We start from the raw sequence: 21871 nt of genomic DNA, 5'->3' as shown, positions 1-21871 counted from the left end.
TCTAACCTTCCGCCTTCCGGTATTTATCCAGCAACCGGATGTTCACTTTTGCCAACAAATCGCCGTACAGCCGATAATAACGGAAATACACGAATAATTTAACGGCATAAAAGACTATCGGCAAACCGATCATGATCACTTTCATGTAAAAAATCGTGTCATCGGTTTGTTCCACATTCGGCACATAATGAATCGCCGTCAACAGCACGCCGATTAAAAATGCAGAAACTGCCGAGCCGGCTTTTACTACCATAGTTTGCACCGCATAGGCGATACTTTCCGAACGCACGCCCAGTTTGTATTCGCCGTAATCCACCGTATCCGCCACCATAATCACCTGCAACGTCCAAAACAGCGCGGTACCGATATTCATCAACACACCAGCGCCAATAATCAGCAGGCTGTTTTTGGCATCAAAAATGCCGGCATAAGCCAACACCAGACAGCTTAACGCCGGCGCAATCGACGCGGTCGCCCACAGTACTCGGCGGGAAAACAGTCTTGCCAGCTTCGAAAACAGTACAATCACGGTCAAATTGGCAATGCCAGCATAGGACATATAATAGGGGAACAAATCCTTATCGCCCACCACGTAGGTAAAATAATAAATCGCAAAAGTGGAAATAATATTGCTTGCGATGTTATAGCACAGCGCCATGACCAGCAAACTGGCAAGTTGATCATTGCGCGGGATCAGCATAATCAGTTGTTTTAACGGTAATTTGACGGCGGATTCATTGCAGCTGACGTTATCGGAAGAATATTTTTCTTTTACATTGACCAATGTAATAACGGTCGAGGCGACAAAAAACGCAATAATCACCAGTGTAAACATGCGAAAGCCGAAACCTTTATCTTCGCCGCCCACCGCATCAACAAAAGGTAAGCAAATACCGGCGGTAACAAATCCCGCCAGACTGGCGAAAAAGCGCGGATACGGCACTAACTGCTCCCGTTCGCGTTGGTCTAAAGTCAGAGTCGGGGTCAGCGACCAAAACGGGATATCCATTAAAGTATAGGTCATCCCCCATAAAATGTAAGTGACGGCAATATAAACAATTAATGCCGTGCCGCTGAAATAATCGGCGCAAAACAGGGAAAACAGGACAATCGAATTCAGCACGGTGCCGATCAGAATCCAAGGTTTGAATTTTCCCCAGCGGCTACGAGTGTTATTGACAATCCAGCCCATAATAGGATCGTTGACAGCATCCCAGATACGCGCCACCATAAAAATCGTTCCGACCGCCGCCGCGGAAACGCCAATCACATCGGTGTAATAGTACATCAAATACATATATACGATGCCGATGGCAAAATCCTTGCCGTAAGCGCCCAGCCCGAAACTGATTTTCGTTTTCATCGACAAACTCATACAGCCTCCTTTCTAATATGCGAAAAAGCACGGCGGCATGCTTGCCGCCATGGGTTCAAATTAGCAATTAATCCATTGCGGTAACCAGTCTTTATGGGCGATCAGCAGCTCATCCACCAACGCATAGATTTCCTCCAAACTTAAAGCGGCGGCAGTATGTGGATCCAGCATCGCGGCATGATAAATACGCTCGCGGTTTTCCGTTAACAGTGCCTCGGTGGTTAAACGCTGCACATTAATATTGGTCTGCATCAATGCCGCTAGATGATTCGGAATCGCCCCTACTTTGGTTGGTGTAATACCATTAGCATCCACCAGACAGGCGACTTCGACACAGCAGTCCTGCGGCAAATTATCAATCAGCCCGGCATTTTTCACATTGCCGTAAATCACGCTCGGCGTCCCCGTCCAGATTGAGTTAATAATAATACTCGCATATTCCCGCGATTCCGGTACGCTCAGGTTTTCCGCCCGTTTATAAGCATCCAGATCCCGTTTCCAGCCGGCGATTTGCTCCACACAACGTTTAGGGTATTCATCCAGCGGCACCTGATAACGTTGGATCAGATCCGGGCGGTTCGGTTTAATAAAATATGGCGTATATTCGGCAAAATGTTCCGACGATTCGGTCACGAAATAGCCGAGTTTTTTCAGCATTTCATAGCGAATAATATTATTACAGCGCGGATTATCGGCTCTCGGCTTCGGCGCCCGTCCTTCTGCATAAGCTCGCAACAAATCGGGATAAATGCTAGCATAACCGCCGTCCGGCAGTTTTTTCTCCAGATGCAGATAAAACGCCATGTGGTTAATGCCGGCGCACACATAACGTAGATCATGATGGTCCAAATCCAGATCGCGCGCCAGCTCTTCCGCCGTGCCTTGCACCGAATGACACAATCCCACCTGTTTAATTTGCGGATATTTTTCAAACATTGCCCAGCTGTTCATCGCCATCGGATTGACATAATTTAGCATAGTGGCATTCGGGCAGACTTCCAGCATATCATCACAGATTTTCCACAAATGCGGCACCGTACGCAACGCCCGCATAATGCCGCCAACCCCCAGCGTATCGGCGATAGTCTGCTCCAAACCGTATTTTTTACAGATCTCGAAATCTGTCACGGTGCAAGGTTCATAACCGCCGATCTGAAACGCCACAATCACGAAATCGGCATCACGCAGCGCTGCTTTCTGGTCCGTATAACAGTCGATTGTGCCGTTTGCGCCAACCGACTTCATTAATTTTTCGATCACAAAGTGTGATTCCGCCAGACGGGTTTCATCAATATCCATCAATGCAATCCGTGCCTGTTTTAACGCGGGTTTATGAAACACATCGCCTAAAATATTTTTTACGAATACGGTGGAACCTGCGCCGATAAAGGTAATTTTCGGGGAATTCATAGCATTGCTCCTCTCAATATGCAATAAACCGATTAAAAAACAAATAGCGTTGTCAGCAATCATCATGACACAGAAACACGCTGAATTGCGTTTCGGATTTAACGGTAAAATTCCCGAAAACTCATTTTTATGGATCGAACAGACATAATCTGAGGTTTCAGGAATTTTTAGATAAAAAATGCTATTTTTCCCCTCCCGTCGGTGTTACTCTTAAGACGCAAAATCACAAATGTTCAATTGCACGGTTATTTAACCGATAACGACATGCACAAAAGTGCGGTGGAATTTATGCCTGAAATTAAACCGGAAACGGCGCACGCCAGTAATACCAGATACGGCAAGAAAATCGTCAGTCCGTTATCGTTGTACTCCGATCAACAATCACTCAATGTGGAATTGCAACAACCGCCCAATATCATGGACGGCTACCACTGGCACGGACATATGGAAATCAATATTCCGTTTGACGGTGATGTGGAATATATTTTTAACGAACGGCATGTGACCTTAACTGCCGGACATATTGCCCTGTTCTGGGCGTCAGTACCGCATCGGGTCATAGATTGCAAAAACTGTCGCACCATGGCGGTGCTGGATATTCCGGTGCATTTGTTGCTGTCATGGCCGTTGCCGCACGCACTGATCAATCAGCTGACGCACGGCATTGTGATTCAATCGGCACAACCAAATCTGGTGAGCGTGTTTGAAGTGCAGCGCTGGGAAAACGAACTAAAATCCGCCAATCTGAACCGTCAGCAACTGGTTTATGATGAAATTCAGTTAATGATTAAACGCCTCAGTTTAGACGGCTGGACGCTGCTGCTGGAAAACGTTTATCATTCAAATCAACATGTTAAATCTTCCCGTCACGGACAGCATTACGTCAGTCTGATGCTGGATCATATCGCCAATCATCATAGTACGCCGCTTACCGTCGCCGATGTGGCAAACGCCGTCGGACTGAACGCCAACTATGCGATGGGGCTGTTTCAAAGCGTGATGCAACTAACCATCAAACAATATATTACGATGATGAAAATCAACCATGCGAAAGCGCTGTTAAGCGAGACGGACAAAACCATGTTGGATATTTCGCTGACAGCCGGTTTTAATGCCATCAGCCGCTTTTATGATAATTTTCAGAAATATACCGGCACGTCGCCGCAAAATTATCGCAAACAGGTTCGCGCCAACGACAGTGTTATCGGTAAAAGCAGCTGTTAAGCACACACGGAAAAAAAGTGCGGTGCAATATTCACGCGTTATTGCCTGCCCTGTTGCAGCATTTCCGCCATTTGCATACTCTGAATAATCGCACGCCGATCTACATCGGGTTTGCCGCTGTCTAGCAGACGCTGCCATAAATTGAGCGCTTCGGCATAATCCGCATGCAAAAATGCCTCTCCGGCCAGCAAAGATAAGCTGGCGGTTTCCTGCGGATCCTGCTGTAGCGCGCCGTCCAGCAAACGGCGAACTTGCGCGGTGATCCGCTGTCCGGACTGATAATACCGCGCGGTTGCCGCCAAGCCCAGAATTGATGCCTTGCTGCCACTTAATTTTTCTGCATTGCCATAGGCGATCAGAGCGTTATCAAACTGATTGTTCAGCATATATGCCCGCCCCAGCTCAAGCCATTGCTGCGCATCATTGGGATCACGCCGCAGCCGGTTTTGGATCGTGCCGATATAATCATCATTTTTTTCCACCGTATCGGCGTCCGCCAGCCGCTGCCGCTCGGCGGTTAGCGCTCGTTCACCCTGTAACACGGCGTCGAAACGGTCAAGCGCAAAATAGCCGCCCAGCGGTAACAGGATCACCAGTGCCAATAACAGCAATTTCAGCGGAAAACCGACCGCTCTTTTCGTTCCATCGGCAAACGCATTAAAGTGCGGTTGATTTTCCAACAGTTTTTCATCCGCCAATAAACGCTGAGCTAACTCATCGGCAAGTTCGGCATCCGCGCAGCCGACCGCCTGTCGCTGATAAAGAGTGATATTCTGCTGGCGGCGATAATTTTCGTGCCAATGGATTTCCGCCCTCAGCGGCGCAAAAATCAGTAGCGCCAGCACAATAAAAATCAGGATACCAATAAAAAATACTGTCATTCGTCATTCCGTTGTTGCAATAAACGTTGTAATGCCTGCCGCTGCGCTTCGTCTAACGGTGCTTGTCGGGCTTTCATACCGCGCCGCGCGGTATAACGCCAGATAGCAACAGCGCCTGCCAACAGCAGCACAAAAGGCAATCCCCATAACAGCGCCGTAGTCCATTTAAACGGCGGATTATAGCGGACAAAATCGCCGAAACGCTCGGTCATCTGCGCAACGATTTGTTGGTTGGATCGCCCTTCATCCACCATGCGATACACTTCAAGGCGCAAATCATAGGCAATCGGCGAATTGGACTCCACCAGATTTTGGTTCTGGCATTGTGGACAGCGCAACGACTTTGCCAGTGCCACCGCACGCAGACGATCTTCATTATTTTTAAACTGATAAGTGTCCACCATTTCGGCGCGCAAACCCACACTCAGCGCCAACAATATCAACAAAACATAGCGTTTCACGGCGTGCCCTCCGTTAACGTAGCGATAAGCGGCGCAAATTCCTGCTGCCAGATATGTTCATTCAGTTCGCCGGAATAGCGATAACGAACAATCCCGCGCCCGTCTACCAGATAGGTTTCCGGTGCGCCGTCTACGCCGAGCTTCAACGCCAGCGTACCTTTGCTGTCATCAATCGACAGGACAAAAGGATTGCCGCGCTTAGTCAGCATATCCAGCGCACCTTGCCGATTGTCGCGGTAATTCAGACCGACGATTTTCACGCCCTGCTGCGCCAGCCGCATTAAAAACGGATGTTCCTGCTGACAATACACGCACCAGCTGCCCCATACATTGAGCAGAAATAGACCCTGCGGCAAATTTCGGTTATTCAACATTTTTCCTGTCTCAAACAGATCCGCCTGATAAAACTCCGGTATCGGCTTGCCGATTAATGCCGAAGCGATTTTTTTCGGATCTTGCTGTAACCCGGAAAGCAGTAAGCCGCACAGAGCAAGAATCAGCAATAACGGTACGGACAGAAGAATTTTTTTATACATCGCCTTGCTTCCTTAATCCCAATGCGCCGCACAACGCCCCCAGCGCCATCAATATGCCGCCCAGCCACAGCCAACGCACAAAGGGTTTGTAATGCAAGCGGAAAGTAAACTCGCCATTGCCGAGTTTATCGCCCATAACAATGTACAAATCGCCCAGCCAGCCCGATGCCAGCCCCACTTCCGACATCGTCATAGCGCGCGCGTCATAATAACGCCGTTCGGGATAAAGTGCGGTGATTTTTTTGCCGTTTTTTATAATATCGAAATGCGCTTTCTCGCTGGTATAGTTCGGTCCTAGTTCATTGCTGAAGCCGAGGTAACGAAATTCGTAACCGCCAAGCTGCCGGCTTTGCTGCGGCGCCAGACGAACACCTGTCTCACTGCCGAAATAACTCGACATCACCGCGCCGATTACCGTCAGCGCGACTCCGCCGTGAGCAAACAGCATCGCACAGCCTCTCAGGGTCGGTTTATGCCGCAAGGCATAACAACCGGTCAACAACAGCCAGAACGCCAAACTGAGCAAGCACCACGCCAATACATTAAAATGCAGGCTGTCTTCCTGCCGCAGGGTAAACTCAATCAGCAGGTACGCCAATATCAATGCCGGCGGTGCAAGCAGCGCATATTTCAGCAGCACGGGGCGGCGGATATGTTTCCAACCTGTCGCCGGCACCAGCAACATGATCACCAGCAGAACAATAAACAGCGGCAAAAATACCGTATTAAAATAAGGCGGACCGACGGAAATGGAACCCCAGCCCATAGTGCTGAATAGCAGCGGGTAAAAGGTGCCGAGAAACACACTGGCGGTAGCGACGCTGAAAATAATGTTTGCCGCCAGCATTGCACTTTCACGCGAAAATAAAGAAAAACGCACCGCACTTGGCGGGGCTTTCGCCTTCAGGGCAAATACGCTCAACGCGCCAACACTCAGCAGGAAAAACAAAATCAGCAATGCGGCACCACGCTGATTATCCATGGCAAAAGCATGCACCGAAGTCAGCACGCCGGAGCGAATAATAAATGTACCTAACAGGCTGAATGCAAAGCTGAACAGGGAAAATAAAATCGTCCAGTAGGAAAAAATCCCGCGCTGTTGTGTTACCGACAGGCTGTGCAACAAAGCCAGCCCCAGCAACCAAGGCATTAAGGAAGCGTTTTCTGCCGGATCCCAAAACCACCAACCGCCCCAGCCGAGTTCGTAATATGCCCACCACGCCCCCAGCACAATGCCTAAGGTCAAAAACAGCCATGCCGTTAATACCCACGGGCGCATCCAACGGGCAATTGCCGCATCTAAATGACCGCTCACCAATGCCGACAAGGTTAACGCGAAATTGACGGCAAAGCCCACATAACCGAAATAAAGCAACGGCGGATGAAAGATCAAGCCGATATCCTGTAGCATCGGATTTAAATCACGCCCTTCCGGCGGTGGCGGGAACAAACGCAAAAAAGGATCGGAAAAAAACAAGATAAATATCGCCAAACCGGCACAAATCAGCCCCAGCAACGATAAAGTACGGGCGGCAAGCAGCGGGTCAATCTTACGGCTGAACAAAGCAAACGCGCACATCCACAGGCTTAAAGAAAACAGCCAAAACAGCATTGAGCCTTCATGTCCGCCCCATGTAGCGGCAAGTTTGAACAACAGCGGCAGGTGCGAATTGGAATGTGCCGCCACATACTGCACAGAAAAATCGTCCGTGGCAAACGCATAGGCTAGCAATGCAATGGAAAGTGCGGTGAAAACAGCGAATAAATAGCTGAAATGCCAAGCCAGCCGAATTAAACCCGGGCGGCGACGCATGATCCCGATATGCGGTATCACAGCCAGTAATACCGAACAGGTTAAAGCGATAAGTAAAGCGATAAAGCCAAGTTCCGGCAGCATAATGTTCCGTAATATTCAAATCAAAGCGGATAACCGACACACTACAATAATGCAACGGACGGTTTTTATTCGCAGAGTTCGCTGATGACATATCGGGCGGACACAATGGCCCGCCCGATTCTCGTTGATTGCGCAGATAACGGTTTTAGGCCAGCGTCATCTGTCCTGCATACAGGACAAAATAACGCAGACAGAGTACACCGATTAATCCCAGTACCGCAACCAGTATCATAAACCCTTTATGGTGTTTCAGATTATCCGTCGCTACAGCATTGAGCAGTAATGGTAACACAATACCGATGCCGACAACACCAATCCAGAACACATTTGCCCAGAAACCACCTAAAAGTGCGGTCTCAAATGCCACGGTTTTCTGACCGCCGCCGAGATATAGCCCGACAAAAAAAGCAAACAGTAGAAAGGCTTCGATTAATACCACCGGCAATTCAAATTTATGCAGAAAAGCGATGGATGCCGAATGCGTGCTTTCTTTTGTAAACAATAGCGTACATAAAATCAGCGCCGCAATCCCCGAGGAGGTGCCGGATGCCAAAAAGAGTGCCGGCAACACCGGGTTATTCAGCATCGGGTAGCTGACCAGCGCGGACAACAGAAAACCAGTATAAGCACCAAGCGCGATACTTAACAGCAGCGTAATGATTTCAATCGGACCGGTGAATTTAGCGATCATATCAATGGTTTTGTCCGCAAAATCGGTCAATTTCGGGATAAAACGCTTAATCAGATTTAATACCTGATATTTAAAAATTACCGCCAGCCATAAAATCAAAAACAGCATGTACACTTGGAATAACATCACCCCCATCGACATAATCGAAGTGTGGTGATAATTAAACATCAGATACCAGAATGTCCACGGTTTAGTTAAATGGAAAATCAACAGCAACAAACCGGCAATAATGCTGATTGGTGCCAACCACGCGTTACAGCACAGCACATTGCTTTCTTCCGGGCGCTCACCGACAATACCGCTGCGTTTCAGCAACACTGCCAGCATGGTGGCACCGGCGGAAATCCCTAACAGAAAGAGATAAATGGCGATAGGACCGTCCCATACCAGAGACGGAAAATGAAACGGACTATTCATCGTCTTATCTCCCCCGGTCGTGCTGGCACATGGTAGAGGTTCGGATCAGTACCGAGTTCTACTTTTGTGCGGTAAACTTGTTTTTCTTTCAATTTCAAGGAAATTGCGCTGTGCGGATCATTAGTGTCGCCAAAGGTCAATGCCTTGGTCGGACAGGCTTCCACACAGGCCGGTTGTTTTCCTTTCGCCAGATTGGTATCACGGCAGAAGTTACACTTATCGGCGGATTTATACACCGGGTGAATAAAACGCACTCGATACGGACACACCGCAATACAATACTGGCAACCGACACAAAGGTCTTTATTTACATCAACAATTCCGGTCGAGGCATCAATATAAGAGGCCCCCGTCGGACAGACCGCAACGCAAGGCGCATTGGTACAATGCTGACAAGAATGGCGGAAAAATTCATATTTCACATCGGGAAATTCACCGTAAGGCTTGCTGCGAATAATTTCCAGACGCGAAACCCCTTGCGGCACCTGATTAGTTTCACGACAAGCATCCATACAGGCCGTACAACCGATACACGCGCTTTCATCGTGTAACATTGCATAGCGAATAGGCTGTTTCTCCGTTCCGCTTTGTGCCGCCGATTTCATTGTTGTTCCCGTCATCAGGATTAACGCTCCCATGCCGGAAACAAAACTACGGCGTGAGCAGGCTGTCATTTTTTATCCTTTTGTTCGGTGGCTAGGTCTTCAGTTTTCAACTGTTGCGCTTTACGTTTCTGTTGTTCGCCGTGGCAATCCACACACAGTTTCACCTGAGCTTTCGGCGCAATACCTTTCATTTTATCTTTTTCCGGATGCAGAGTATGGCAGCTGGCACAAGGCAGTTTCATTGCGTGTACATCATGCGCCCAGAGTTTTTCGCGCAGTTTTTCCGGCTGATGGCAAGAAAAACAGACTTTATTTTGTTCCTGAACCGAATACATCGGCGGCTCATCGCTGAAAATATCGCCGTCAAAACGCATAACGTCTTTGGCGCCGCGCCGGTGATCTTCGGAAATATTACCGTGACAGCTGACGCAGGTAATCGGTTTTCCGGTACTCGGATTAGTTTTTGATAAATGCAAACCGTGGAATTTGCCGAAATGCAATTCGCCACCGGATTGTTCATCATTCGCATCCAATTTATGACATTTGGCGCAATATTCATTCGGATTACGCTGATTTTCCAGCGTAGGCTCGTAGGTGAGCTGATCGGTCGGCGCGGCGGTTTGCGCCGCCGCAGGCAGCGCCAATAACATCGCGCCCGCCAACGCTGCCGTCTTCACCATTTTTATTAATACAGAATTCATGTTTATTACCTCAATTCGTTGCTCGGCCGAACCGCACTTCGGTTAAAAGTGCGGTCATATTTTTGATTATTTTGCGGGAGGCGCTTCAAAAATTAAGCCTTTGTCAATGGCCTCTTTGTTCCATTGCGGCACAATTTCTTTGAGGAATTTTTCTTTATCTGCACGTTCTTTCTCAATATCAATGCCCATCGCTTTCCAAGCATTTTCCGCATTAGAAATATCAGGCACTTTAACCGGAGTCTGAACGCCGTGTTTTACCAGAATCACAGCCAGTTTGGCACGGGCGTCCGCGGCGCGATCCAGACCGGAAGCAATCACTTTCAACAGCACATCCGGTGCGTGCATGTGACCACCATGGCCGGCTGCCGAGAAATCCCAACGCCATTGCGCATGACGAATCGCCTGCAATGCCTCTTTCATTTCGGCTTCGGTCGCCCCCGCATCCCACGCGGCTTTGGCTTCAAAGTGGGCGCGGACTAGCTGATCTTCCAGTTTCAGCATCACATCTTTAATATCATGCTTACGGGAATCAACGATAGCGCGTAATTTTTCTTTGCTTTGATCATGACAGTTGGCACAGGTATTTTCAAAGGCATCAAACGGATTACCGATTTTATGATCAGTATATACCTTGCCGTCGGCCCCCTGTACTTTCGGCATATGACAATCGATACAAGTCACGCCGTTTTTACCGTGAATCCCCAGCGACCAAGTTTCATAATCCGGATGCTGCGCTTTCAACATTGGCGCTTTGGAAATAGAGTGAACCCAGTCTTTAAATTCAATGTCGTCATAATATTTTTCGATACTGTCTACATCCACGCCGTTAAACCACGGGAATACCACGTTATTGGTGACGTTTTTATCGAAATAATATTCAACGTGACAGTTGGCACAAATGGCTGCGCGTTGATCGGTTTTGTCCAAACCGGTGAAGTCTTTGTTAATCGCATCCAAGGCGCGCAACACATGCGGACGAGCGATGCGCAGCGCCGGTTTACCCTCGGCGAAATCTTTCGAAGTGGTATCGTGACAGTCGGCACAACCGATCGAGTTCACTACTTCCGGCCCGCCTTTTGCCCATTTTCCGTTAAAATAACCCTCTTCGCCCCACTCAGCGATTAAACGTGGCACATCCGGACCTTTACAAGTCCAACACGCCATCGGCTGCGGTCCGCTGTTGGCATCCATCGGCGCGCCGGTACGCAAAATGTTGCGCACATCGGTAACGGCATAAAAGTGTCCGCGCGGTTTGTTATATTCTTTGGCGAACGCATAACCGCCCCACAGCACGATCATACGCGGGTCAACCTCAATTGCCGGTACGATTTCCGTTGATTCCGCAGTGCCTTTCCAGCTATTGTACTGGCGCGGATACTTCTCTGCAAAACTGTCGTTATTCGATTGAATCTTCACATCGTTCGGTTTTGTCAACTCTTGTAAGCTCGGGGCATGCTTACCACTTTCGGTCGTCACTGTTTTCGTTTCGGCAACCGCACTTTGGGTCATTGCCAAACTTAATCCGGCAAGCGCCAGAGAAGCCAGCGTTTTTCTGAAAATGTTCACGATAATTACTCCACTAAAAAATTAACCGGTCTGTCCGTTGATAAAAAAATGAATGCTCGTTATCAATCCGCTCCAACAATAAACTAATGATAATTTTTATCATTAAAATCTATTAACTGATTGATAAAAAGGGGGTTATTCGAGGGTAAAAATAGCAAATAACGGTAATATTTTCATGGTTATTTAATGATTTTTTGCGTTTGATCAAGATTCTGGCAAAAAGTTAAACATTAAATTTATTTTGCTACATGAAAATAATTAGAAAGGGGTACAAAAATACGGTAAAACAGGCTATTTTTCAGTATGTTATCTAAAAGAATCGGATGATCAAATCAAAATATTATGCAATACCCACAAAGAGGTATAGCAAAATTTATGCTACATTTTGAGCAAAATAACATCGCACAAAAGTGCGGTCAATTCCGACCGCACTTTCTCAAATGTCGGCTATTTCACCAAGCCACCGCTTGCTTGCAAATCCGCATGATATGAAGAACGCACGAAAGGACCGCAGGCGGCATGTTCAAATCCCATGTGCTGCGCTTTGTGGCGGAGTTCATCAAATTCTTCCGGCGGAACATAACGCGCCACCGGCAGATGATGACGGCTTGGCTGTAAATATTGTCCCAATGTCAGCATGGTGACACCGTTAGTGCGCAAATCCTGCATCACCTGTAAAATTTCTTCATTGGTTTCGCCCAAGCCGACCATTAAGCCGGATTTAGTCGGAATATGCGGAAACATGGCTTTAAATTCGCGCAATAATTTCAGCGACCACGCATAGTCGGCGCCCGGACGGATTTCTCGATACAAGCGCGGCACGTTTTCCAAATTATGATTAAACACATCCGGCGGGTTGTCTTTCAACTTATCCAGCGCCTGTTCAATGCGCCCGCGAAAATCCGGTACTAAAATTTCAATTTTAATTCCCGGATTTAAGGCACGAATTTCTTTCACGCATTCGGCAAAATGCCCGGCACCGCGATCCGGCAAATCGTCGCGATCCACTGAGGTGATCACCACATAACGCAATTTCATATCCTGAATGGTTTCCGCCAATTTACGTGGCTCCTGCGGGTCCGGCGGTAACGGTTTACCGTGCGCCACATCGCAGAACGGGCAACGGCGGGGACAAATGGCGCCCAAAATCATAAAGGTTGCGGTACCGTGATTAAAACATTCGTGCAGATTCGGACAAGACGCCTCTTCGCAGACGGAATGTAATCCATGGCGGCGCATGCCGTTTTTAATATGATCAATCTTCGCTGAATTTGCCGGTAATTTGATCTTCATCCATTCAGGCTTTTTCAATAATACCTGATCGGGATCAATATTTTTTACCGGAATAATGGAGGTTTTCGCCGCGTCGCGATATTTAACGCCACGTTCCATTTTAAAGGGAGTAGCCATCAACAAATCCTATACTTGTTAAAAATTTGTTACATTATACTCTAATAATTGGCTAAAGTATGTAACTAATTTCGGTGCTACTTTATCGCACTGTGCCTCTTCGGCGCTGACAAAGTCGGCCAGCTGGCACATTTCCAGTCCGGCATAGCCGCAAGGGTTGATATTCAGAAACGGGGCAAGATCCATATTGATATTTAACGCAAGACCGTGGAAAGAACAGCCTTTACGAATCCGCAACCCCAGCGAACAGATTTTTTTACCGTCCACATACACGCCCGGCGCATCGGCTTTCGGGTAAGCCTCGATGCCGTAATCCGCCAGCGTTTTGACTACCGCTTGTTCAAGTGCGGTCACCAGCTGACGCACATTCAGCTCGTGCCCCTGCGCTTTACGCCGTTTAATGTCGATGAGCACATACATTACCTGCTGACCCGGTCCGTGATAGGTAATTTGCCCGCCACGATCGGACTGTACCACTGGAATGCGGGTAGCGTGCAGTAGATGTTCCGGCTTGCCAGCCGATCCTTGCGTAAAAACGGCAGGATGCTGCACCAGCCAAATTTCATCGGCGGTATGTTCATCACGAGTGTCGGTAAAATGCTGCATCGCATGCCAGATTTCTTGATAATCGCGCACGCCAAGCTGACGAATAATTATGTCTGAATCGGTTGTCATTGACATTAAAGTACCATTCTTACGCCGTCGATTTTAGCCAGTTCGACGTACAATGTTTCCACCTGTTCGATATTTTCCGCAATAATATCCACGGAAACGGAATTATAGGTGCCTTTTGAGCTGATATGTTCACGCGGGATGTAATCGCCCGGCGCGTATTGTTGGATCACCGCCAGCGTATCGTCCGCCAAGTCGGCACGATTTTTGCCCACCACTTTGAAAGTAAAAGAACAAGGGAATTCCAGCAGATCCTTGAGTTGCTTTTGCGGAATATCTTCCAGTTTTACGACTTTTTCCGTCATGTCATCTCCTGATAAAATCAATTCGGACGCCAAAAGGGCGTCCTTGGTAGGTTAAAGTGCGGTTGATTTTCGCTTAATTCAAGGTTAGTCGAAGAAACTCTTCACGGTCAGCACCAGCCAATCCCAGATTTTACCGAAAAATCCGCCCTCTTTAACCTCTTCCATAACTTGCAAATTCACCTTTGCCACATCTTTGCCGTCTAACTGATAAATCACCTGACCGACAACCTGCCCTTTCGCCAGCGGCGCTTCCAGATATTTTTTCTCCAGTTCGTAACGCGCTTTCACTTCTGCCTGACGACCTTTTGGCAACGTAATAAATTGATCCTGCAACACGCCTAACTGCACTTTGCCCGCATCACCGTAATAAACGCTTTGTTCGGACACGCTTTTGCCCGCTTCCAGGGTTTTAAAGGTTTCAAAGTTCACAAAGCCCCACTGCAATAATTTTTTGCTCTCCACTTCACGACCTTTATAAGTCGGCACGCCCATAACCACGGAAATTAAACGCATACTGCCGTTACCGGTGGCGGACGCCACCAAATTATAGCCGGCTTTATCGGTATGACCGGTTTTCATGCCGTCCACATTCATACTTTTATCCCACAACAGACCGTTGCGGTTAGGCTGTTTGATATTATTGAAAGTGAAATCTTTTTCGGCGTAGATTTTATATTCCTCCGGCAAATCGCGAATCAGATGGGAACCGATGATTGCCATATCGCGGGCGGAAGAGTACTGATTATCATCGTCCAAACCGTGTACTGTGGTGAAGTGAGTATTTTTTAAGCCGAATTGCGAGACAAATTTATTCATTGCCTCGATAAAATTGCGTTCCGAACCGGCGACATGCTCCGCCATTGCCACGCAGGCGTCATTGCCGGAAACGATAATAATGCCACGGTTTAAATCCGACACTGAAACTTGCTGATTGAGGTTTAAAAACATTTTCGACGATCCCGGAAAATTCTTGCCCCATGCGCTCTCACCGATAGTAACCAGATCCGTATTATGAATTTTGCCCTGCTTGATGGCATCGCCTACCACATAGCTGGTCATCATTTTCGTTAAGGATGCGGGATATTGACGCTGATCCGGATTCAGTGCGGCTAACACCGTACCGGAATTATAATCCATCAGAATATAAGTCTGAGCATTGAGTTCCGGTGCGCTAATACCGAATTGGCTATCTTCCGCCATAGCCGGCGCAGCCGACAGCGCAAGCATACCGGCAATCAGCGTTAATTTTGTGTTCTGAAAAACTTTGTTAAGCATACCTCTACATCCTAAAATCAGTTTGTGGTTTATTTGTTATAACTGTACACGATGAGTTGTTTCGCACCGTTGAGTTTTTGTAACTGTGCTTTCAATCGATTCACTTCGTTCTTTGTGGTTAAAGGTCCGAAGTGAATATCGTATCGTTTACCGTTGCGCGCAATTTCTGTTTTCACATTATCCAACGCCAGTCGCTCAATGACTTTTTCCGCCTGCTGCTTGCTGTTGACATTCAGCATACGAAGTTTATAAGCCGCCGAATCGGGCGAATTTTTCACCGCACTTTTTGCGTTTACCTGTGCCGTCAGTGCCGGTTCAAGACGCTGTACGGCTTCCGGCGTTTTCGCAATTTTTGCCAGCGAACTGACCGCTGCACCGGAAAGTTTGCCTTCCGAGCTGACATGCAGCGCTTCCACCCGTACGGTACCGGTACCGCGTCCGATAATGCCGATTTCTTTTGCCGCCGCACTGGACAAATCAATCAAGCGCCCTTTGGTGAAAGGACCGCGGTCATTAATCCGCACAATCACCTTTCTGTTGGTACGCAAATTCGTCACCAAAGCATAAGAGTTTATCGGTAAAGTTTTATGCGCTGCAGTATAAAGCAACGGACTATATGCCTCACCGCTGGAAGTGCGACGCCCGGTGAATTTTTTATGGTAGTAGCTGGCAACCCCTTCATGAGAATAATGCTTGGCATTGTGATGCGCCCTGGTGGTATAGGTTACACCTTTTACCACATAAGACGCGGACTGCGTACTCGGCTGCCGATAAGTTAGCTTGGGGCCTTGTACGCCGTACAGCTTTTTAGTTTCGGCATGTGCCGATAAGCTGCCAGCGACTGCCAGCAATGCCAGCGTTAATGTCAATATTTGAGTTAATTTCATCTTAAATATGCTCAATTTTTACAAAGTACTGTGTTTAAGATTCACAAAATCTTATTTAGTTCCCTTGAAAAAATGCTCTTTGTGGGTATGTATCGACATAATCAGCCCGAACCCCGCCATTAATGTGACGAAAGACGTGCCGCCGTAACTGACCAACGGCAACGGTACGCCGACCACCGGCAAAATGCCGCTTACCATACCGATATTAACAAACACATACACAAAAAAGATCAGAGTCAACGCGCCGACCAGAATTCGCCCGAAAGCCGTTTGTGCATTCACGCCGATCATCAGCCCTCTTGCCACAATAAACAAATAAATCGCCATGAGCACGGTAAAACCGATCATACCGTGTTCTTCGCTTAATACGGCGAAAATAAAATCCGTATGCGGCTCCGGCAAAAACTCCAGCTGCGACTGAGTTCCCTGCATCCAGCCTTTTCCCCATATACCGCCTGAACCGATAGCAATCTTTGATTGCAGAATATGATAACCTGCGCCAAGCGGGTCTTTTTCCGGATCAAGCAAGGTCAGTACGCGGGTACGCTGATAATCATGCATTAAATAAAACCACATTATAGGAATAAAACCGGCTAACGCAATAATCGCGATCAAAATCAGCCACCAGCTCATTCCCGCCAGAAAGACCACAAACACGCCGGAGGCGCTGACTAAAATAGATGTGCCTAAATCCGGCTGAATCGCCACCAGCAGCGTCGGCACGATAATCAGCAACAAGGCAATAAAAGTGTCGGTTAATTTCGGTGGCAATGAGCGTTTGCCCAAATACACTGCTACCATTAAAGGCACCGCAAGTTTAACGATCTCCGACGGTTGAAAACGGAATAAGCCCAGATCCAACCAGCGTTGCGCGCCTTTGCTGGTAGTACCGACCAAATCTACCAGAATCAGCAAAATAATACCGATGCCGAATAAATAAGGCGCAATGCGCTGATAAAACTTCGGCGAAAACTGCGCCATAACCAGCATAACGGCAAAACCCAGCGCAACTTGAATAATGCGGCTGCGAAACATTGCCTCATTAGCGCCGGAAGCGCTGTACAGCACTAGCAAACCGTAACCGGAAATCACCAACAGCCCAATAAACAGCCAGAGGTCAATATGTAAACGGCGCCATAATAACAGCCAGATATTTTTTTCGCCCATTATTCTGTTACCTCATTATTGTGCGGTAAAGATTCCGGCAAATCGGACCGACTACGCTCACCGTTTTGCTCAGGCAGGCGGACATTCAAATAATAATCCATAATACTTCTCACCACAGGTCCGGCATTGCTTCCGCCGCCGCCCGCATTTTCCAAGATGACCGCCACCACAAGTTTCGGATCTTCATAGGGCGCATAACCGATAAACCACGCATGGTCATGCAGTTCTTTCACCAAAGAACCCGCATTATAGGTTTGATTTTCTTTCAGACTGAATACCTGCGCCGTGCCTGATTTTCCCGCCACATGATAATTGGTTCCGGCAAATGCCTTGCGCGCCGTACCGTTTGCCGCGTTCACCACATTATACATGCCCCGTTTCGCCAAATCCCAGTAAAGCGCCTTCGGTTCGCTAATATCTTCATACAACAGCGGATCCTGATAAGGCTCAACGCTTGAACCTTCGACCGATTTCATTAAATGCGGCGTATTGACTTTACCGTTATTAATCAAAATCGCCAACGCTTTGGCAAGCTGTAACGGCGTCGCAGTCCAATAACCTTGCCCAATCCCGACCGAAATGGTATCGCCTTGTACCCAAGGCTTTTTGTAACGTTTCTGCTTCCATTCGCGACTTGGCATAATTGCCGCCGTTTCTTCACGAATATCAATGCCAGTCGGCATACCGAACCCAAAACGTTTCATCCACTCGGACAGGCGATCAATGCCCATATTATAAGCCAGCTGATAAAAATAAGTATCTGAGGATTCGGTAATCGCTTTATTCAAATCCGTATAACCGTGACCACTGCGCTTCCAATCACGAAAACGCTTCGTGCTGTTCGGCAGCACCCAATAACCCGGGTCAAACACCGTGGTGCCGGGAGTAATCACATTTTCCTGTAACCCGGCTACCGCAATAAACGGCTTCACCGTTGACGCCGGCGGATAAGCGCCCTGAGTAACGCGGCTGTACAACGGGCGACTCGGATCGTCCAGCAAACGTTTATAATCGCCGCCGGAAATACCGCCGACAAACAGATTATTATCGTAACTCGGCGTCGAAACCATCGCCAGAATACTGCTGTCTTGCGGGTCCAGCACCACGACGGCACCTTTATGCCCACCCAACAAATCCAGAATATAACGCTGCAATGCCAAATCAATGGTCAAATGAATACTTTTGCCCGCAATAGCCGGCTGTTCGCGCAGTTTTCGGATCACTTTACCGCGGTTGTTGATTTCCACTTCTTCAAAACCCACCGTGCCATGTAGCTGATCTTCGTAATAACGTTCAATACCGAGCTTACCGATATCGCTTGAACCGGCATAATTGGCGATTTTCTCTTCTTTTTTCAGCCGTTCCACATCTTTATCGTTGATTTTCGCCACATACCCCAAAATATGCGTCAGCGGTTCACCATACAAATAATGACGCTTAAAATAAGGTTTAATTTCCAAACTCGGAAATTTATACTGATTCACCGCAAAACGCGCAATTTGCTCCTCGGTTAAATCCGCTTTCAGTAAAATTGAAGTATAACGGGAAGCGCGGCGACGTTCTTTGTTAAAACTCTCAACATCCTCATCGCTCAGCCCCACAATCTCGCGCAACTGGGCAAAAGTGCGGTCTAAATTTTCCACTTTTTCCGGCACAATATATAAACCGAAAAAGGTCAGATTTTCCGCCAATAACTGCCCGTTGCGATCATAAATTAACCCGCGTGTCGGCGGCAGCGGCAGCAATTTGATTCGATTGCCATTGGAACGGGTCTGATAGGTATCATAATTAACGACTTGCAAATGATATAAATTGGTAAATAAAATTGCCGACAACCCGAGTACTGCCAAAAAAGACACCAACGCGCGCCGGGCAAACAGATTACGCTCCGCCTTTTTATCTCGGATCGGCTCGTGCGCGGGTTGAGAAAGCAATTTTTTCAGCTTCATGACTTACTCTCGATGATAAGGATGATTCACATTCAGCGACCAAGCGCGATACAAACTTTCCGCCACCACAACCCGCACCAACGGATGCGGCAGCGTTAATGGCGACAGCGACCAGCTTTGTTCCGCCGCCGCCTTGCATTCCGGTGATAATCCCTCCGGACCGCCGACCAACAGACAAACATCGCGCCCGTCGTTTTTCCAAACCTCTAGCTGCTGCGCCAACTGTGCGGTCGTCCACGGTTTGCCGGGAATATCCAAGGTCACCACCCGACTTTTTCCGCAGGCTGCCAGCATCGCCTTGCCTTCCTGTTCCAAAATGCGTTTAATATCGGCATTCTTACCCCGTTTACCGGCGGCAATTTCTACTAGCTCAAAGGGCATCTCTTTCGGAAAACGGCGCTGATATTCCTCAAACCCGGTTTTCACCCAATCAGGCATCTTAGTGCCGACGGCAATCAGTTGAATCTTCATAAAGTGCGGTCTGTTTTTCGTGCGTTTTACTTACGCCCACAATTTTTCCAGCTGATACGTCTCACGGCTTTCACGCTGCATAATATGCACAATCGCCTGCCCGAAATCCACCACCACCCAATCAGCGGTCGCTTTTCCCTCTTGCCCGAAGGTTGCAAAGCCCGCCAGTTTGCTTTCATCAATCAGCTTCTGCGCCACCGCAGACACATGCCGCCCCGATGTCCCGGTACAAATAATCATATCCTCGGTAACCGACGATTTACCGCGCACATCAATCGCTAAAATATCCGTTGCCTTTAAATCGTCCAATTTATTAATCAGAAAATCCACTAAATTCATAACTACCGTTATCGTTGGTTAAACTAAAAGTGTGTGATTTTAGCATGAGACAAGACAGATAGAAACAATGATTAAAACCACCGCACTTTAAAAAGTGCGGTCAAAATCAGTAGCGTTTTTTAAATGTGCGTTGGTTATTGCGCTTTTGTGGTGTGGTGGCGCGTTTAATGCGATAGGGTTTGGGCAGGTCGGTCAGCAGGGAGTCGGCGCTATATTGGCTGACGGGGATGCTGTGTCCGATATAGTCTTCTATCGAGGGTAGGTTCATGGCGTATTCTTCGCAAGCGAAACTGATGGAAACGCCACTTTCGCCCGCGCGTCCGGTGCGACCGATACGGTGCACGTAATCTTCGCAATCATCCGGCAAATCATAATTGAACACATGAGTGACATCCGGAATATGCAGACCGCGCGCGGCGACGTCGGTTGCCACCAGAATATCCAGTGCGCCGTCGGTAAACTGTTTCAATAGTGCCAGCCGCTTTTTCTGCGCCACATCGCCGGTCAGCAAGCCGACGCGGTGTCCGTCCGCCGCCAGATAGCCCCAGATTTCCTCACAACGGTGCTTGGTGTTGGCAAACACGATGCAGCGCTCCGGCCATTCTTCTTCCAGTAACGTCATTAACAACGCCATTTTATCGCGGTTGGACGGATAAAATAATTCTTCTTTAATACGGTGTCCGGTTTTCTGTAGCGGCTCAACTTCAATGTATTCCGGTTCATTCATATCTTCAAACGCTAGTTCGCGCACTTTGTAGGATAACGTAGCGGAAAACAACATCGTCAGACGCTGTTTTGGTGACGGGCATTTGCGCAGTAAGTAACGGATATCCTTGATAAAACCCAGATCAAACATGCGATCCGCTTCATCCAATACCACAACCTGCACCCGCTCCAGACGGATAATACCTTGTTTCACATAATCAATCACCCGCCCGGTGGTGCCGATCAAAATATCCACGCCCTGTTCAATGGCTTTGATCTGTTTATCATAGCCGTCACCGCCGTAAGCCAGACCGGTTTTCAGCCCGGTCGCTTGTACCAGCAGTTCGGCGTCATTGCTGATTTGCACCGCCAGTTCACGGGTCGGCGCCAAGATCAGCGCTTTCAAATAATGAGGAGCGGTGTCAGCACATGGATTCTGTAATAAATGGTGGAAAGTCGCGGTTAAAAACGCCATGGTTTTGCCGGTACCGGTCTGCGCTTGTCCGGCTACATCCCGTCCGCTTAACGATACGGGTAAAGATAAAGCTTGAATCGGGGTACAGTAATCAAACCCCTTTTTTTGCAACGCTGCCAAAACTTGCGGATGTAATGCTAAATCGGCAAATCGCTGCTGACTTAAATGATTATTTTGCATAAGGAATTAACTGACTCGGTAAAAAATTGGGCTAAGCATAGCACGAAGTCAAAAAATCCCCAAAAAAACAACCGCACTTTTTTGCAATTTTTTCTCTCGCCACCATGATTGGCGGGATTTGCTTGCGAATGCTCCGCTGTCGGTTCACTCTACATCGCCGCTCAATCCCAATTCTGTGGTACAAATGAAAATAAATTCGCAATATCCCCTAGACAGTCTGCGGATTTAGTGATAACGTTACGCCCATTCACGGGATCTTAAAAATCATATCC

General features: G+C 47.9%; 20 protein-coding genes and 1 pseudogene. 1 reads left to right on the top strand and 20 read right to left on the bottom strand.

The window, feature by feature from the left end:
• Position 1 precedes the first annotated feature (1 nt).
• On the bottom strand, positions 2-1375 hold the full coding sequence (gene melB, locus BN3349_RS00560; protein WP_040975373.1) for a melibiose:sodium transporter MelB: 1374 nt from the start codon (positions 1373-1375) through the stop codon (positions 2-4).
• Between the two features lie 60 nt (positions 1376-1435).
• Positions 1436-2785: an alpha-glucosidase/alpha-galactosidase gene (locus BN3349_RS00555; protein WP_040975372.1), complete on the bottom strand. Its 1350-nt coding sequence runs from the start codon at positions 2783-2785 to the stop codon at positions 1436-1438.
• 237 nt (positions 2786-3022) lie between these two features.
• On the opposite strand from BN3349_RS00555, the gene melR reads away from it, so the two are divergent.
• Positions 3023-4009, top strand: a complete 987-nt coding sequence (melR, locus tag BN3349_RS00550; protein ID WP_245853692.1) for a transcriptional regulator MelR — start codon at positions 3023-3025, stop codon at positions 4007-4009.
• 38 nt (positions 4010-4047) lie between these two features.
• Here the strand turns inward: melR and BN3349_RS00545 are convergent, their stop codons facing one another.
• The 18 genes and pseudogenes from BN3349_RS00545 to rhlB form a co-directional block, all read right to left on the bottom strand.
• On the bottom strand, positions 4048-4890 hold the full coding sequence (locus BN3349_RS00545; protein ID WP_040975371.1) for a tetratricopeptide repeat protein: 843 nt from the start codon (positions 4888-4890) through the stop codon (positions 4048-4050).
• 35 nt (positions 4891-4925) lie between these two features.
• Positions 4926-5294: pseudogene (gene nrfF / locus BN3349_RS00540) on the bottom strand (heme lyase NrfEFG subunit NrfF); the annotation flags it as partial.
• A gap of 53 nt (positions 5295-5347) precedes the next feature.
• Entirely contained in the window at positions 5348-5887 is a 540-nt protein-coding gene (locus BN3349_RS00535) for a DsbE family thiol:disulfide interchange protein (RefSeq protein WP_040975369.1), read from the bottom strand.
• Positions 5880-7784, bottom strand: a complete 1905-nt coding sequence (gene nrfE, locus BN3349_RS00530) for a heme lyase NrfEFG subunit NrfE (RefSeq protein WP_040975368.1) — start codon at positions 7782-7784, stop codon at positions 5880-5882. The genes BN3349_RS00535 and nrfE overlap by 8 nt, the downstream gene beginning before the upstream one ends.
• 145 nt (positions 7785-7929) lie before the next feature.
• Positions 7930-8892, bottom strand: a complete 963-nt coding sequence (nrfD, locus tag BN3349_RS00525) for a cytochrome c nitrite reductase subunit NrfD (RefSeq protein WP_040975367.1) — start codon at positions 8890-8892, stop codon at positions 7930-7932.
• Positions 8889-9566: a cytochrome c nitrite reductase Fe-S protein gene (gene nrfC, locus BN3349_RS00520; RefSeq protein WP_032108349.1), complete on the bottom strand. Its 678-nt coding sequence runs from the start codon at positions 9564-9566 to the stop codon at positions 8889-8891. Before nrfC ends, nrfD begins: the two co-directional genes overlap by 4 nt.
• On the bottom strand, positions 9563-10204 hold the full coding sequence (gene nrfB, locus BN3349_RS00515) for a cytochrome c nitrite reductase pentaheme subunit (RefSeq protein WP_040975366.1): 642 nt from the start codon (positions 10202-10204) through the stop codon (positions 9563-9565). The genes nrfC and nrfB overlap by 4 nt, the downstream gene beginning before the upstream one ends.
• A 60-nt stretch (positions 10205-10264) precedes the next feature.
• The gene (nrfA, locus tag BN3349_RS00510) at positions 10265-11764 is read right to left on the bottom strand and encodes an ammonia-forming nitrite reductase cytochrome c552 subunit (protein ID WP_040975365.1); all 1500 of its coding nucleotides are present in this window, start codon (positions 11762-11764) and stop codon (positions 10265-10267) included.
• Between the two features lie 447 nt (positions 11765-12211).
• Positions 12212-13174, bottom strand: a complete 963-nt coding sequence (lipA, locus tag BN3349_RS00505; protein WP_040975364.1) for a lipoyl synthase — start codon at positions 13172-13174, stop codon at positions 12212-12214.
• 18 nt (positions 13175-13192) lie between these two features.
• On the bottom strand, positions 13193-13849 hold the full coding sequence (gene lipB / locus BN3349_RS00500; RefSeq protein ID WP_040975617.1) for a lipoyl(octanoyl) transferase LipB: 657 nt from the start codon (positions 13847-13849) through the stop codon (positions 13193-13195).
• A gap of 5 nt (positions 13850-13854) precedes the next feature.
• The gene (ybeD, locus tag BN3349_RS00495; protein ID WP_032108344.1) at positions 13855-14151 is read right to left on the bottom strand and encodes a DUF493 family protein YbeD; all 297 of its coding nucleotides are present in this window, start codon (positions 14149-14151) and stop codon (positions 13855-13857) included.
• Between the two features lie 84 nt (positions 14152-14235).
• Positions 14236-15426 (bottom strand): serine hydrolase, encoded by a 1191-nt coding sequence (locus BN3349_RS00490; protein ID WP_040975363.1) that lies wholly within the window; start codon positions 15424-15426, stop codon positions 14236-14238.
• 29 nt (positions 15427-15455) lie between these two features.
• Positions 15456-16313: a septal ring lytic transglycosylase RlpA family protein gene (locus BN3349_RS00485; RefSeq protein ID WP_040975362.1), complete on the bottom strand. Its 858-nt coding sequence runs from the start codon at positions 16311-16313 to the stop codon at positions 15456-15458.
• Positions 16314-16364: 51 nt separating this feature from the next.
• On the bottom strand, positions 16365-17480 hold the full coding sequence (gene rodA / locus BN3349_RS00480; protein ID WP_040975361.1) for a rod shape-determining protein RodA: 1116 nt from the start codon (positions 17478-17480) through the stop codon (positions 16365-16367).
• Positions 17480-19429 (bottom strand): penicillin-binding protein 2, encoded by a 1950-nt coding sequence (gene mrdA / locus BN3349_RS00475; RefSeq protein ID WP_040975360.1) that lies wholly within the window; start codon positions 19427-19429, stop codon positions 17480-17482. Before mrdA ends, rodA begins: the two co-directional genes overlap by 1 nt.
• Positions 19430-19432: 3 nt before the next feature.
• Positions 19433-19900, bottom strand: coding sequence for a 23S rRNA (pseudouridine(1915)-N(3))-methyltransferase RlmH (gene rlmH, locus BN3349_RS00470; protein WP_040975359.1), 468 nt, complete (start codon positions 19898-19900; stop codon positions 19433-19435).
• Between the two features lie 30 nt (positions 19901-19930).
• On the bottom strand, positions 19931-20239 hold the full coding sequence (gene rsfS, locus BN3349_RS00465) for a ribosome silencing factor (RefSeq protein ID WP_040975358.1): 309 nt from the start codon (positions 20237-20239) through the stop codon (positions 19931-19933).
• 106 nt (positions 20240-20345) lie between these two features.
• Entirely contained in the window at positions 20346-21599 is a 1254-nt protein-coding gene (gene rhlB / locus BN3349_RS00460; protein ID WP_040975357.1) for an ATP-dependent RNA helicase RhlB, read from the bottom strand.
• Positions 21600-21871: the final 272 nt, after the last annotated feature.

This window comes from Necropsobacter massiliensis (assembly GCF_000827595.2).
GTDB classification, from domain to species: Bacteria; Pseudomonadota; Gammaproteobacteria; order Enterobacterales; family Pasteurellaceae; genus Necropsobacter; species Necropsobacter massiliensis.
This window is presented reverse-complemented; position numbering and strand designations above follow the sequence as displayed.